The sequence below is a fragment of the Pseudomonas sp. S3_B11 genome (assembly GCF_054667715.1).
In genome coordinates this window covers 4298118-4311887 of the sequence record NZ_CP162749.1, presented here as the reverse complement: position 1 = coordinate 4311887, position 13770 = coordinate 4298118, and the positions used below count along the sequence as shown (strand labels likewise).

Here is a 13770-nt window from a genome sequence, read left to right as displayed (position 1 = left end):
CTCTCGAACGTTGTACGAAAAGGGACACGTGGCCCGGACAGAATCAACCACGCGGGCCATTCGCCAGACGCCGGGGCAGCCTGACGAGCGAAAAGCCGTTACTATAAGCGTCTCTTTGCCTGCCTTGCCATGGACACCATGACCGAGAATGACTATCTGATCGCCTGGGGCCTCTACGCCTTTGCCGCCCTGGGCTGCCTGCTGGTGTGGATGCGCATGACCCGCTGGATGTGGCGCTGGTTGCGCGAACCGCTGCGGTTGCTGATGGCGGTGCTGCTGTTTTGCCCTACCATCGTTGATCCGGTGAAGGACAGGGCCGCCCCGGCCTTGGCCATTGTTGCCCTGGACGTGTTGTTCAAAGTCGGCAACAACGTCTGGCGGGCGGCGTCCGATCTGCTCATGTACGGCATGATCGCCTTCGGCCTCTACCTGGTGATCGTGCTGATCCGCTTCCCCATCGAGCGCGCCACCAACGCGCGCAAGGAACGGGCCGCCGCCGCAAAAGCCGCCGCCGCGGCCGATGAGCCGGAGGACGAGCCACCGTTCGGCGTGGCCGGTGATGACCGTTACGGTCGCCCGCCCGTGCCGAGCAACCCCCAGCGTTCGCGTATCGAACCGCGCCTGTAACCGGGCCTGCCCCTTGAAGCGAGAGTTCGAGCATGTGTGAGTTATTGGGCATGAGCGCCAATGTGCCGACCGACATCGTGTTCAGCTTCACCGGGCTGATGCAACGCGGCGGCAAGACCGGGCCGCACCGGGACGGCTGGGGCATCGCCTTCTATGAGGGCCGTGGCCTGCGCCTGTTCCAGGACCCGGCCGCCAGCAGCGAATCGGAAGTGGCGAACCTGGTGCAGCGCTATCCGATCAAGAGCGAAGTGGTGATCGGGCATATTCGCCAGGCCAACGTCGGCAAGGTCTGCCTGTCCAACACGCACCCGTTCGTGCGTGAGTTGTGGGGCCGCAACTGGTGTTTTGCCCACAACGGCCAGCTCGCCGATTTCCAGCCGGGCGTGAGCTTCTACCGCCCGGTGGGCGATACCGACAGCGAAGCGGCTTTCTGCGATCTGCTCAACCGCGTGCGCCAGGCCTTCCCCGAACCGGTGGAGGTGGAACAATTGCTCCCGTCGCTGATCGAGGCCTGCGCCGAATACCGCAGCAAAGGCGTGTTCAACTGCTTGCTCAGCGATGGTGACTGGCTGTTCTGCTATTGCTCGACCAAACTGGCCCAGATCACCCGTCGCGCGCCGTTCGGCCCGGCGCGGCTCAAGGATGTGGATGTGATTGTCGATTTCCAGGCTGAAACCACGCCCAACGACGTGGTCACGGTGATCGCCACCGAACCGTTGACCGAAAACGAAACCTGGACCCGCTACGAACCTGGTCAATGGAGCCTGTGGCGACGCGGTGAATGCGTCAGCCACGGCCGGACCGAATAAGGACGTCACGTTATGTTGCTCAGTTATCTACGGCTGGTGTTGTTCGCGGTGGGCCTGTTGGTTGGGGTCCAGGTGCCGGGCTTCATCAATGATTACGCCAAGCGGGTCGAGGCGCACCTGATCGAGGCGCAGACCGGCCTGCAAGGGTTCCAGGGCACCGCCAACCAGTTCTTCAAGGGCGACATGCAAGCCCTGGTGGCCCATTACCGCGCCAGCGAAGACCCGATCTTTCGCAGCGACGCCGACAGCCTGAACACCTTGCTCATGCGCCAGCAGGCTCTGGACAAGCAATTCCAGGCGATGCAAGGCCCGTGGTACATCCGCATGCTGCAAGTGGCACTGGCCGCCGATCCGGACATCCGCAAGGAAACCTGGAATGGCTACAGCTACCAGATCCTGTTGACCCCCGAGGCCATGATCTGGGGCATCAGCGGTGCGTTGTTGCTGTCGTTCGGCCTGGAATGCCTGTTCCGCCTGATCGACTGGGTGGTGCTGGGCGGCAAGCGCCTGCGCCAGGGCCGGCCGATTGAAGAGCGCGACCTGCGCGGGCTCTGACCGCACGACTGATCGTTCCCACGCGCAGCAAAGGGATGCATCCCGTGACGCTCTGCGTCACCTTCCAGAAGCGGAACGCGGAGCGTCCCTGGCGGTGTTCCCACGCGGGAGCGTGGGAACAATCGATCGCGGTTGTCACAACGGCGTTCAGCCAGGCCCTCAATCCCACCCAATCAAGTTTTTCTTATGACCCAGCCAAGGTTTTATTCGTTGGACGGGATCGGCCGCGCGCTCAAGAATCGACGCATCGGTCTCCACGTCAGCGTCGTCGAGACTTACAACAATAAAACTGCGGAGAACCACCATGAGTGCACCCGACACGCTCGGCGTCCCCCAACCCCAGGCCCGTTCCGGCCCATTTGACTGGTATCGCAACATCAACCAGCAGGAACGCCGCACCTTCTGGAGCTGCAAGATCGGCTACGCCCTGGACGGCATGGACACGCAGATGCTCAGTTTCGTGGTGCCGACCCTGATCGCGATGTGGGGCATCACCACTGGCCAGGCAGGCCTGATCCACACCAGTACCTTGATCGCTTCGGCCATTGGCGGCTGGGTGGCGGGCATTCTCTCGGACCGCATCGGTCGGGTGCGCACCCTGCAACTGACGGTGCTGTGGTTCGCCTTCTTCACCTTCCTGTGCGGCTTTGCCCAGAATTACGAACAACTGTTGATCTCCCGCACACTGATGGGCTTTGGCTTCGGCGGCGAGTGGACTGCCGGCGCGGTGTTGATGGGCGAGGTGATCCGCGCCAAGGACCGCGGCAAGGCGGTGGGCATGGTGCAGTCGGGTTGGGCCCTGGGCTGGGGCATGACGGCGATCCTGTATGCGCTGCTGTTCTCGGTATTGCCGCCGGAAGACGCCTGGCGCGCCTTGTTTATCCTGGGTATTGTCCCGGCGATATTCGTGATATTCGTCCGGCGCCTGGTCAAGGATCCGGAAGTCTATAGCCAGGCCAAGGCCCGGCAAACGCCGAGCAATCCGGCGAAGTTCTACGAGATCTTCGCCCCCGGCATACTCTTCACCACCCTTCGTGCCTCGTTGCTGACCACCGGTGCCTTGGGCGGTTACTACGCCATCACCTCCTGGTTGCCAACGTTCCTCAAGAATGAGCGTGGCTTGAGCGTGTTGAGCACCGGTGGCTACCTGGCGATGGTGATCGTCGGTTCCTACGTTGGTTACGTCATCAGCGCGTACCTGTCGGATATCCTGGGTCGGAAAAAGAACTTCGTCCTGTACGCCATCGGCTCCTTCACCATCGTGCTGCTGTATACCCAACTGCATGTGAGCAATAACGTGATGCTCTGGCTGGGCTTTCCCCTGGGTTTCTTCGCTTCGGGCATGTTCAGCGGCATGGGCTCCTTCCTCACCGAGCTGTTCCCGACCCGCATTCGGGGTTCGGGCCAGGGTTTTTGCTACAACATCGGTCGCGCGTTGGCGGCAACGTTCCCGCTATTGATCGGCCTGCTGAGCCAGAAAGTGCCGCTGAGCGTGGGTATCGGAGCGTTCGCCGCAGTGTCCTATGGCGTGGTGATCCTCGCGGCGTTGAGCCTGCCGGAAACCCAAGGCAAGCAATTGGAAGCTGAGTAACTGATAACCTGCGGGCACGTGTCCCACAGTTAAACGAAGAAAGAACCTACAGGAGCGTTCACCGTGAGCCGCCTGCTATTGAACTGCGACATTGGCGAAAGCTTCGGCAGCTGGACCATGGGTCTGGACGCCGAGGTCATGCCCTTCATCGATTGCGCCAACATCGCCTGCGGCTTTCATGCCGGCGACCCGAGCATCATGCGCAAGACCGTCAGCCTGGCCCTGAGCCACGGCGTACGAATCGGCGCGCATCCGGCGTATCAGGACCTGGCGGGCTTCGGCCGGCGTTCCATGGCCTACGGTGCCCAGGAATTGCAGGACTTGCTGCACTACCAGATCGGCGCCCTCGACGGCATCTGCCGGGCGCAAGGCGGGCGGGTCAGCTACGTCAAGCCCCATGGCGCGATGTACAACGACATGATGGCCAATCCGGCGCAACTGCGCGCGGTGATCCAGGCCGTCGCGGCCTATGATCGGCAACTGCCGCTGATGCTCATGGCGACCCGGGACAACAGCGCCGCCCAGGCCTTGGGCGACGAGTACGGCCTGACCCTGTGGTTCGAAGCCTTTGCCGACCGCGCCTATGACAGTGCCGGTCGCCTGGTTTCGCGGCAAGCGCCGGGTGCGGTGCACCACGATCCCGAGGTGATTATCGGGCAGGCCCTGACCATCGCCCGCGGCGATGCGTTGACCGCCAGTGACGGCAGCGCCTTGAGCCTTATGGCCAACACCTTGTGCGTACACGGCGACAACGCCAGCTCCGTGGCGGCCGTGCAACGCATCCGCGAAGCCCTGGACCGGCAGAGTGCGCCATGAGACCACGCTTGGAAGTGGTGGCGGTGGACTGCTTGATGGTGCGCCTGTTCGATGAGATCGCCGAGGCCAACATGCCCTGGATGCTCGCCGCCAGCGAGCGTTTGCGAGCGGTGTTTGCCGAGCATCTGATTGACCTGGTGCCGTCCTATACCACGTTGATGGTGCACTACGATTTGCTCGCCCTGAACCCGGTGCAGGCTCGTGAGTTGATCGACGAGGCGTTGAATAACCTTTCACCAGATGCCCGGTCCGCCGGCCAATGCCACGTGCTGCCGGTGTGGTACGACCTCCGTGTCGGGCCGGAGCTGGAGCTGCTGGCGAGCCGCAGCGGGTTGACGGTCGCCCAGGTGATCCGCCGCCATAGCGAACGCGAGTACCAGGTGTTTGCCCTGGGCTTCGCTCCCGGCTTCGCCTTCATGGGGCTGGTGGACGAGGAACTGGCCGCACCGCGCCTCGACACGCCACGCAAGCGCGTGGCAGCGGGCAGCGTTGGTATTGCCGAGCGCCAGACCGCGGCGTATCCGGTGATATCGCCCGGTGGCTGGAACCTGATCGGTCGCACCCCGACCAAACTGTTTGATCGCGAGCGCGATGGCTACAGCCTGATGCAGCCGGGGGACACGGTGCGTTTTGCTCCCGTGGACCATGCCGAATTCATCGCGCTGGGTGGCGACGACACACCGTTGGAGGCCCAGGCATGAGCCGGTTGTTGATCGAGGCCAGCACCCCGCTGTGCCTGTTGCAGGACGCCGGCCGTTTCGGCGTGAGGCATCTGGGCGTGACCCAAGGTGGCGCGGCGGACTGGTTGTCGATGGCCTGGGCCAATTGGATGCTCGGCAATGTCCTGGGAGCCGCGGTGGTGGAGATTACCCTCGGTGGTTTCACCGTGATGGCCGAAGAGGATTGCGTGCTGGCGCTGGCCGGGGCGGACCTGGGCGCACGGATAGACGGCCAGGGGGTGGCGTCGTGGCGCTTCTTCAGCTTGCGCAAAGGTCAGGTGCTGGCGCTCACCCAGCCCGTGCTCGGTGCCCGGGCCTACCTGGCAGCCCCCGGCGGTTTCAATGCGCCTGCGGTGCTGGGCAGCCGGGCGACGGTGGTGCGTGAGGAACTCGGTGGCCTGGACGGGCGAGGGCGGGCGCTGAGTCGCGGCGAGCACCTGAGCTATTCAGGCGCGGTGACGCCTCGGCCCATGCCGCACACGCGGATTCCGGACTTCCAGCAAGCGCAGCCGCTGGACTTGATCCTGGGAGCACAGAACGGTGCGTTCAGCGGGCAGAGTCTGTTCGACGCGTTCAACACCCCATGGACGCTGGACAGTCGCGCCGACCGCATGGGCATGCGCTTGCTGGGCACGGCGTTGGAGTACCAGGGGCCGGCGATGATTTCCGAGGGCATCCCGCTCGGTGCCGTGCAGGTGCCGCCGGATGGCCAGCCGATTGTGCTGCTCAACGACCGGCAAACCATTGGTGGTTATCCACGCCTGGGCGCCTTGACCCCGTTGGCCCTGGCCCGGCTGGCGCAATGCCTGCCGGGGGCGCAGGTGCGGTTGCGGCCGGTGGTGCAGGAGGTTGCGCATCGGCAGCAGGTTGAGTGCCTGCGGTATTTTCATCACAGCTAGAAGCTTCGTCGGAGCGCCGCCCGGAGCAAGCTCGCTCCCACAGGGAATCTCAGTGTGACGAAGATCCAGTGTGGGGGCTTGCTCGCGATGAGGCCCTAAAGGGCACCAAAGATCACTTGGAAAGAAACCGCATTCCTTCCTCCAACCCCCGCAAGGTCAGCGGGTACATCCGGTCCTCCACCAACTCGCGGACGATGTTGGTCGAGGCGGTATAGCCCCAGGTGTCCTTGGGGTACGGATTGATCCAGATGAGCTTCTTGTACTTTTCCATGAAGCGCTGCATCCACACATAACCGGCTTCTTCGTTCCAGTGTTCGACGCTGCCGCCGGCCTGGGTGATTTCATAAGGCGCCATGGCGGCATCGCCGATGAAGATCACTTTATAGTCGGCGCCGTACTTGTGCAGCAAGTCCTGGGTCGAAGTGCGCTCCGAGGTGCGGCGCAGGTTGTTCTTCCACACCGATTCATAGACGAAGTTGTGGAAGTAGAAATACTCCAGGTGCTTGAACTCGGTCTTGCAGGCCGAGAACAGTTCTTCGCAGATCTTCACGTGGGCATCCATCGAGCCACCAATGTCGAACAGCAGCAACAACTTGACGGTGTTGCGTCGTTCCGGGCGCATCTGGATGTTCAAAAGGCCGGCATCGCGGGCGGTGTGGTCGATGGTGCCGTCGATGTCCAGCTCTTCGGCCGCACCCTGGCGAGCGAACTTGCGCAGGCGGCGCAGGGCGATCTTGATGTTGCGGGTGCCCAATTCCACCTGGTCGTCGAGGTTCTTGTACTCGCGCTGGTCCCAGACCTTCACGGCCTTGCCCTGGCGCTTGCCGGCGTCGCCGACCCGGATACCTTCGGGGTTGAAGCCGCCGGAGCCGAACGGGCTGGTCCCGCCGGTGCCGATCCACTTGTTGCCGCCGGCATGGCGTTCCTTCTGCTCTTCCAGGCGCTTCTTGAACTCTTCGATCAGCTTGTCCAGGCCACCGAGGGACTGGATCTGCGCCCGCTCTTCGTCGGTCAGCGAACGCTCGAATTCCTTGCGCAACCAGTCTTCGGGAATCAGCGCCTGGAGGTGATCGTCGAGTTTCTCCAGGCCGTTGAAGTAGGCGGCGAACGCCCGGTCGAACTTGTCGAAATGCCGTTCGTCCTTCACCAGGATCGCCCGGGACAGGTAATAGAACTCGTCCATGTCGGCGAAGATCACCCGCTGTTTCAGCGCGTTGATCAGGTCCAGCAGTTCGCGCACCGACACGGGCACCTTGGCGGCGCGCATCTCATTGAACAGGTTAAGCAGCATGGCAATCGCCCTCGCTCTTGTTAGACGAAGAGGATCAGCGAGTGCCGCGACGGCTCATGAACGCCAGGCGCTCGAGCAATTGCACGTCCTGTTCGTTCTTGACCAGGGCGCCGGCCAGCGGCGGGATGGCCTTGGTCGGATCACGTTCGCGCAGCACCGCTTCGCCGATGTTGTCGGCCATCAGCAGCTTGAGCCAGTCCACCAGTTCGGAGGTGGAAGGCTTTTTCTTCAGGCCTGGTACCTTGCGCACGTCGAAGAACACGTCCAGCGCTTCGCTGACCAGGTCCTTTTTGATGTCCGGGTAATGCACATCGACGATTTTCTGCAGGGTGACGCGGTCGGGGAAGGCGATGTAGTGGAAGAAGCAGCGGCGCAGGAACGCGTCCGGCAGTTCCTTTTCGTTGTTGGAGGTAATGATGATGATCGGCCGTTGCTTGGCCTTGATGGTTTCGTCGGTCTCGTAGACGTAGAACTCCATCTTGTCGAGTTCCTGCAGCAGGTCGTTGGGGAACTCGATGTCGGCCTTGTCGATTTCATCGATCAGCAGGATCACCCGCTCCTCGGACTCGAACGCTTCCCAGAGCTTGCCCTTCTTCAGGTAGTTGCGCACGTCGTGGACCTTGTCCACGCCCAGCTGCGAGTCCCGCAGACGGCTGACCGCGTCGTACTCGTAGAGGCCCTGGTGGGCCTTGGTGGTGGACTTGATGTGCCAGGTAATCAGGCGCGCGCCAAAGGACTCGGCCAGTTGTTCGGCCAGCATGGTCTTGCCGGTGCCCGGTTCGCCCTTGACCAGCAATGGTCGCTCCAGGGTGATGGCGGCGTTCACGGCCAGTTTCAGGTCATCGGTGGCCACATAGGCGCTGGTGCCTTCGAACTTCATCTGCAATTCCTCGAACGGTGTCGCCGGCCTGGCGAGGCGGGGCGCGCTAAATAAATATCGTGCCCGACTATAACGCGGCGCCCCGCCGACTGTGAACGCAGACGCTGTATTCAGTCTCTGAATGGGGCGTCACATGTTGACTCAGTCTCGGCGCCTTGCCAGTATTGCATATGGCCAAATTGGCTATATGTTTGGCGTATGTCTACTAAATATCGATTCAGAGATACCTACCGCATTCAATTGCGCGAAAGGGACCATCCTCCGCCCCATGTCCACCTCACCGGTGGCGGGCTGGACGTAGTCCTGAGGCTGGACCCCGTCGAAGTGATGACGGGCCGGGCGCCGACATTGATCATCAAGGAAGCGCTGGACTAGGTCAGCGCCCATCAAGCGCAACTGCTGGAGGATTGGCAACGATGCTACCCATGAAACGGCCGCGGCTGTCGGCTGTGCAGGTCTTATTACCGTTCAGTCTCGAATTGACGTTCATTGATGGGCAGCGGCTGACGCTGGACATGAGCGCCGATGTGCAACGTTATCCGGGCTTGCAGCCTTTGCTTGAAGAGGGCGCGTTTGGAGGCGCGAGTCTGGGGGACGATGGCTGGAGCGTGGAATGGCCCGAACCGGATATCCAGATCGGTGCCGATACCCTTTATCTGGATGCACTGGCGCAGAACGCCGTGGATGAAAATACCCGCATCTTCATCAATTGGCGCGCCCGCACCGGCTTGTCTTTGAACAAGGCCGCCGAAGCGCTTGGGGTCAGCGCTCGCAGCATCACTCGCTACAGCAGCGGTCGCGAGGCTGTGCCGCGTTCGCTGGCCTTGGCATGCCTGGGCTGGGACTCATTGCAGCATGGAGCGGGAATAGCGGCAGCAGAAGCGCCCGGCCGCTACACCGTCACGCGCAAGCCCTAATCGGTCGTCGGCGGCGGTTGTTCATAACGGGCATTGAAGGCCTCGACGAAACCATTGCGCAGGATCTGCAGGAAGGCTTCGAAGGCGCTGATGTCCTGCTGGTGAACATTGCCGCTGAGTTCCACCCGGGTGGCGAACTGGTTCTTGCGTTGGTTCTTGAGGGCCGTTTCGCCCGTGCCGACTAGCGCTTCCCAGACCGAGCGGAAGATGTTCTTGTTCTGGTTTTCCACGTCCTGCTGCCAGTCGAACACATCGACATCGCGCAGCAATGGCTTGATGTAGCCGCTGAGCTTGCCGTTGTCGGCTTGCGCCTCGATCACCAGGTCGCCGTGGCCGGCATTGAAATCGAACTTGCCATAAGCCGCGGCGAAGTCGTTCAGGCGCTTGAGTTCGATGTTCCTGGCCCGCAGGCGGAAATCGAACTCCTCGAAGTTGCTCAAGGGGTCGAAGGTGGCCTGCATTTCCAATGGCGCGTGTTCGGCCACCAGGGCCTTGCCCTCGAAACGGGCGTCGCGCTTGCCTTTGGTGTCGACCACGTTGGTCAGGTTGTAGAAGCTGGCGTTGACCTCGGTGGCCCGCAGGTTGACCGATGGCTTGGAGTTGAAATTGCGAAAGGTGACCTTGCCATCCCGGATGCGCACTTCGTTGAGGGTAATGGGCAGCAATTTGCCCAACTGCTCGCGCCAGTTGGTGCCCTGGCCGGTCTGGGAGTTCTGGCGGTTGGCGCCGCCGTCAACGAAGTTCACTTCGGCGCGGGCGAATTCAACCTCGGCGACCACCGCATGGTCATACCACAGCGAGTGCCAGCTCACAGACAGGTCCACCCGCGGTGCGCTGACGAACGGCACCGGGACCTTGCCGTCGACCTTGACGATTTCCAGGCCATTGATCCGGTAGGCACCGCGCCACAGGGCCAGGTCCACGTCGGTGATCCGGCCGCGATAATCGCCCATGTCGGCGAGTTTGTCGTTCAGGTAGTCGCGTACCAGATAAGGCAAGGTGAAATGCAGGGCCACCAGCACCGCGGCGATGGCGGCGAAAACCCACAATGGCCAACGGTATCGACGCTTCATGTCAGTCAGTCTCCAGCGTTTGTTGAGGGAGCGCCTTCTAATGCCATTGACTGCTGCAACAACGGGAACGTTCGGTGCAACTGGACGCCCATGGGCAACAGGCATACCTTTAAAGGCTTACATTCCCGCTGCATCAAGGACCCAGCCATGAGCCGTATATTCGCTGACAACGCCCATTCCATCGGTAATACGCCGCTGGTGCAGATCAACCGCATTGCCCCGCGCGGTGTGACCATCCTGGCCAAGATCGAGGGGCGTAACCCAGGGTATTCGGTCAAGTGCCGGATCGGCGCGAACATGATCTGGGACGCTGAAAGCTCGGGCAAACTCAAGCCGGGCATGACCATTGTCGAACCGACTTCTGGCAACACCGGGATCGGCCTGGCGTTCGTCGCCGCCGCCCGTGGCTACAAGCTGATGCTGACCATGCCCGCCTCCATGAGTATTGAGCGACGCAAGGTGCTCAAGGCCCTGGGCGCGGAGCTGGTGCTCACCGAGCCGGCGAAGGGCATGAAAGGGGCCATCGACAAAGCCACCGAGATCATGGCCAGCGATCCAGCCAAATACTTCATGCCGCAGCAGTTCGATAACCCGGCGAACCCGGCGATCCACGAAAAAACCACCGGCCCGGAAATCTGGAACGACACCGACGGCGCGGTGGACGTGCTGGTGGCCGGCGTGGGCACCGGCGGCACCATCACCGGCGTTTCGCGGTACATCAAGAACACCTGTGGCAAACCGATCCTGTCGGTGGCGGTCGAGCCCGAGGTTTCGCCGGTGATTACCCAGGCGATGGCGGGCCAGGAGATCAAGCCCAGCCCCCACAAGATCCAGGGGATCGGCGCCGGGTTCGTGCCGAAGAACCTTGACCTGTCGATCGTTGACCTGGTCGAGCGGGTTTCTGACGACGAGTCCAAGGCCATGGCCCTGCGCTTGATGCAGGAGGAGGGCATCCTCTGCGGGATCTCTTGTGGCGCGGCGATGGCCGTGGCCGTGCGCCTGGCGGAAAAACCGGAGATGCAGGGCAAGACCATCGTCGTGATCCTGCCGGATTCGGGCGAGCGGTACTTGTCGAGCATGTTGTTCAGTGATCTGTTTACCGAGCAGGAGATCCAGCAGTAACTGTCTGCAGGATGTGGCAGGCGCTTAAATCGCATTTGGAAAGGGGTGTTGACGGGCGTCAGCCACAGTTCAGGTCACGCATGGTAAGAAGGGAATTATTGCGTAATCCTCAACAGTGAATGTTGCGCCAGACGGTTTCCTGGCCAGGCCATGATCTATAACATGGCCGGCCGCTGCGCTGGGCTGATGGTGTTACGTAAGGTGTTTTTGGACAAGGAGTTATAAAATGACCGTTTCGTTCGTCGCCAAGGCCTCGGTGTTGCTGCTGTTTTTGGGCAGTACGCTGTATGTGCATTTGCGTGGCAAGGCGCGTTTGCCGGTGTTGCGTCAGTTCGTCAACCACTCGGCGCTGTTCGCCCCCTATAACACCTTGATGTACCTGTTCTCTGGCGTGCCCTCGAGACCTTACCTGGACCGCAGCAAGTTCCCCGAACTGGATGTGCTCAAGGACAACTGGCAAGTCATCCGCGATGAGGCCATGCACCTGTTCGACGAGGGCTACATTCGCGCTGCCGAGAAGAACAACGACGCGGGTTTCGGCTCGTTCTTCAAGAAGGGCTGGAAACGTTTTTACCTCAAGTGGTACGACAAACCGCTGCCGTCGGCCGAGCTGCTGTGCCCCAGGACGGTCGCGCTGGTCAGCCAGATCCCCAATGTCCGGGGCGCCATGTTTGCCCTGCTGCCGGGTGACAGCCATCTGAATCCCCACCGAGACCCTTTCGCCGGTTCGTTGCGTTATCACCTGGGGCTGTCCACTCCCAATTCCGACGACTGCCGGATCTTCGTCGATGGTCAGATCTACGCCTGGCGCGACGGCGAAGACGTCATGTTCGATGAAACCTATGTGCACTGGGTCAAGAACGAAACCCCGCAGACCCGCGTGATTCTGTTCTGTGATGTCGAGCGACCCTTGAAAAGCCGGTTGATGACCCGTCTCAACCGCACCATCAGCGCGTTCCTCGGCCGCGCCACCGCGCCACAGAATCTGGATGATGAACACGTCGGTGGCATCAACCGGGCCTATGCCTGGAGCAAATCGTTCAGCGACGGCATCAGTGGCCGGGTCAAGCAATTCAAACGCAAGCATCCCAAGGCCTACCGGGTGATGCGGCCCGTGTTGGCAGTGGTGGTGCTGACGGCGCTTGGCTATTGGTTGTTCGGTTAAATATTGCGTTGTCCATCGGGCGCTGGTTATAGTCAGCGCTCTTCGGGTTTTCGAACCCACCTCTTCAAGAGATCGGCTCATGCCTGCATCCCCTGTCATCGCGGTCGTGGTTCCAGCGTTCAACGCTGGCGTCGTGCCGTGTGGGAGCCAGCAGCCTGCGCAGATCGGTCAATACCCTCCACCTGTCCGTAGCTCATCGGTGTACGCCGTCGTATCACCGCCGGGTGTTGGCATTCAGGGCTGATCGGCAACGGTTGCCTATCCCCTGTGCCCGCCTGAAAAAACTACTGGACTTCAGCCTCGGCTGAGTTGGCTTTTTGCCTGACTACAGGTGGTATCCATGTTTTCCCTTTCCAAAAACGCCTTGTTGGCGGCGGCTTCCACGAGCCTGTTCGTTTTGCTGTGGAGCAGTGGGGCGATCTTTTCCAAGCTGGGCCTGGCCCACGCTTCTCCCTTCGCCTTTTTGCTGATCCGTTTTGCCATTGCGCTGTCGGCGCTGGTGCTGTTGATTCCGTTGCTCAAGTTCAAGCTGCCCAAGACCGGCAAGCCGATGCTGTACGCGGCGACCACCGGGTTGGTGCTGCTGGGCGCCTATCAGATTTTTTATCTGCTGGCGCTGCAAATGAGTGTCACGCCGGGGGTCATGGCAACCCTGATGGGCGTGCAACCGATCCTGACTGTGGTGCTCATGGAACGGCAGCGTTCCTGGTCGCGGATGTTCGGCCTGATGCTGGGGTTGGTCGGGTTGATCATGGTGGTGTACCAGGGCATCGGCCTGGCCGGCATGTCCCTGGCCGGGATGATCTGCGGGTTGCTGGCGCTGGTGAGCATGACGGCTGGTTCGATCATGCAGAAGCGCATCACCGACAACCCCCTGGGCACGCTGCCGGTGCAGTACCTGGCCGGGCTGGTGCTGTGCGCGGTGTTCGTGCCGTTCCAACCGTTTCACTTCGAGTACAGCACGGGGTTTTTCGTGCCGGTGTTGTGGATGGGGCTGGTGGTGTCGGTGCTGGCGACATTGCTGCTGTACCGACTGATCGCCCGCGGCAACCTGGTGAATGTCACCAGCCTGTTCTACCTGGTGCCGGCGGTGACGGCGATCATGGATTACCTGGTGTTTGGCAACCGGCTGGCGTTGTTGAGCTTACTGGGGATGGTGCTGATCATCGTGGGGTTGGTGTTTGTGTTTCGTAAAAGTCGCTGAGCTTTGGCTGCTCGTTGACCGAGCAACCGCCATCGCGGGCAAGCCTTGCTCCCACAGGTTATGTGTAGTCCTTGTGGGAGCAAGGCTTGCCCGCGATGGCAT

The 13770-nt window shown here is 61.6% G+C and carries 15 protein-coding genes; 12 read left to right on the top strand and 3 right to left on the bottom strand.

Features of this window, described 5'->3' with window-relative positions:
* Positions 1-129 precede the first annotated feature (129 nt).
* The 7 genes from AB4O22_RS19290 (at position 130) to AB4O22_RS19260 (ending at position 6016) form a co-directional block, all read left to right on the top strand.
* A complete protein-coding gene (locus AB4O22_RS19290; protein WP_223470731.1) occupies positions 130-627 on the top strand; it encodes an MFS transporter in 498 nt (165 codons plus the stop codon).
* 32 nt (positions 628-659) lie between these two features.
* Positions 660-1436: a class II glutamine amidotransferase gene (locus AB4O22_RS19285; RefSeq protein WP_003198875.1), complete on the top strand. Its 777-nt coding sequence runs from the start codon at positions 660-662 to the stop codon at positions 1434-1436.
* 12 nt (positions 1437-1448) lie between these two features.
* The gene (locus AB4O22_RS19280) at positions 1449-1991 is read left to right on the top strand and encodes a DUF2937 family protein (RefSeq protein WP_223470732.1); all 543 of its coding nucleotides are present in this window, start codon (positions 1449-1451) and stop codon (positions 1989-1991) included.
* A gap of 304 nt (positions 1992-2295) precedes the next feature.
* Positions 2296-3582 (top strand): MFS transporter, encoded by a 1287-nt coding sequence (locus AB4O22_RS19275; RefSeq protein ID WP_223470733.1) that lies wholly within the window; start codon positions 2296-2298, stop codon positions 3580-3582.
* A gap of 63 nt (positions 3583-3645) precedes the next feature.
* Positions 3646-4398, top strand: a complete 753-nt coding sequence (locus AB4O22_RS19270; protein ID WP_223470734.1) for a 5-oxoprolinase subunit PxpA — start codon at positions 3646-3648, stop codon at positions 4396-4398.
* Positions 4395-5099, top strand: a complete 705-nt coding sequence (gene pxpB, locus AB4O22_RS19265; protein WP_223470735.1) for a 5-oxoprolinase subunit PxpB — start codon at positions 4395-4397, stop codon at positions 5097-5099. Before AB4O22_RS19270 ends, pxpB begins: the two co-directional genes overlap by 4 nt.
* The gene (locus AB4O22_RS19260) at positions 5096-6016 is read left to right on the top strand and encodes a 5-oxoprolinase subunit C family protein (protein WP_223470736.1); all 921 of its coding nucleotides are present in this window, start codon (positions 5096-5098) and stop codon (positions 6014-6016) included. Before pxpB ends, AB4O22_RS19260 begins: the two co-directional genes overlap by 4 nt.
* Before the next feature lie 112 nt (positions 6017-6128).
* Here AB4O22_RS19260 and AB4O22_RS19255 read toward each other — a convergent pair whose 3' ends face one another.
* Both AB4O22_RS19255 and AB4O22_RS19250 read right to left on the bottom strand, forming a co-directional pair.
* Complete coding sequence (locus AB4O22_RS19255) at positions 6129-7307, bottom strand: vWA domain-containing protein (RefSeq protein WP_003198888.1); 1179 nt, start codon at positions 7305-7307, stop codon at positions 6129-6131.
* A 34-nt stretch (positions 7308-7341) separates the two neighbouring features.
* Complete coding sequence (locus tag AB4O22_RS19250) at positions 7342-8187, bottom strand: AAA family ATPase (RefSeq protein WP_003184225.1); 846 nt, start codon at positions 8185-8187, stop codon at positions 7342-7344.
* 198 nt (positions 8188-8385) lie between these two features.
* Here AB4O22_RS19250 and AB4O22_RS19245 point away from each other — a divergent pair, with 198 nt between their 5' ends.
* Both AB4O22_RS19245 and AB4O22_RS19240 read left to right on the top strand, forming a co-directional pair.
* Entirely contained in the window at positions 8386-8562 is a 177-nt protein-coding gene (locus AB4O22_RS19245) for a DUF4160 domain-containing protein (protein ID WP_223470737.1), read from the top strand.
* A gap of 41 nt (positions 8563-8603) precedes the next feature.
* A complete protein-coding gene (locus AB4O22_RS19240; RefSeq protein ID WP_003198890.1) occupies positions 8604-9104 on the top strand; it encodes a DUF2442 domain-containing protein in 501 nt (166 codons plus the stop codon).
* Here the strand turns inward: AB4O22_RS19240 and AB4O22_RS19235 are convergent.
* Complete coding sequence (locus tag AB4O22_RS19235; RefSeq protein ID WP_460096970.1) at positions 9101-10177, bottom strand: DUF748 domain-containing protein; 1077 nt, start codon at positions 10175-10177, stop codon at positions 9101-9103. The two genes, AB4O22_RS19240 and AB4O22_RS19235, sit on opposite strands and share 4 nt — an antisense overlap.
* A gap of 147 nt (positions 10178-10324) precedes the next feature.
* Here AB4O22_RS19235 and cysK point away from each other — a divergent pair, with 147 nt between their 5' ends.
* The 3 genes from cysK (at position 10325) to AB4O22_RS19220 (ending at position 13668) form a co-directional block, all read left to right on the top strand.
* On the top strand, positions 10325-11299 hold the full coding sequence (gene cysK / locus AB4O22_RS19230) for a cysteine synthase A (RefSeq protein WP_003198893.1): 975 nt from the start codon (positions 10325-10327) through the stop codon (positions 11297-11299).
* Positions 11300-11525: 226 nt separating this feature from the next.
* Positions 11526-12464, top strand: a complete 939-nt coding sequence (locus AB4O22_RS19225; RefSeq protein ID WP_003198894.1) for an aspartyl/asparaginyl beta-hydroxylase domain-containing protein — start codon at positions 11526-11528, stop codon at positions 12462-12464.
* Positions 12465-12804: 340 nt separating this feature from the next.
* Positions 12805-13668 carry a DMT family transporter gene (locus AB4O22_RS19220; protein WP_013692498.1) on the top strand — a complete coding sequence of 288 codons (864 nt, stop codon included), beginning with the start codon at positions 12805-12807 and terminating at the stop codon, positions 13666-13668.
* Positions 13669-13770 lie beyond the last annotated feature (102 nt).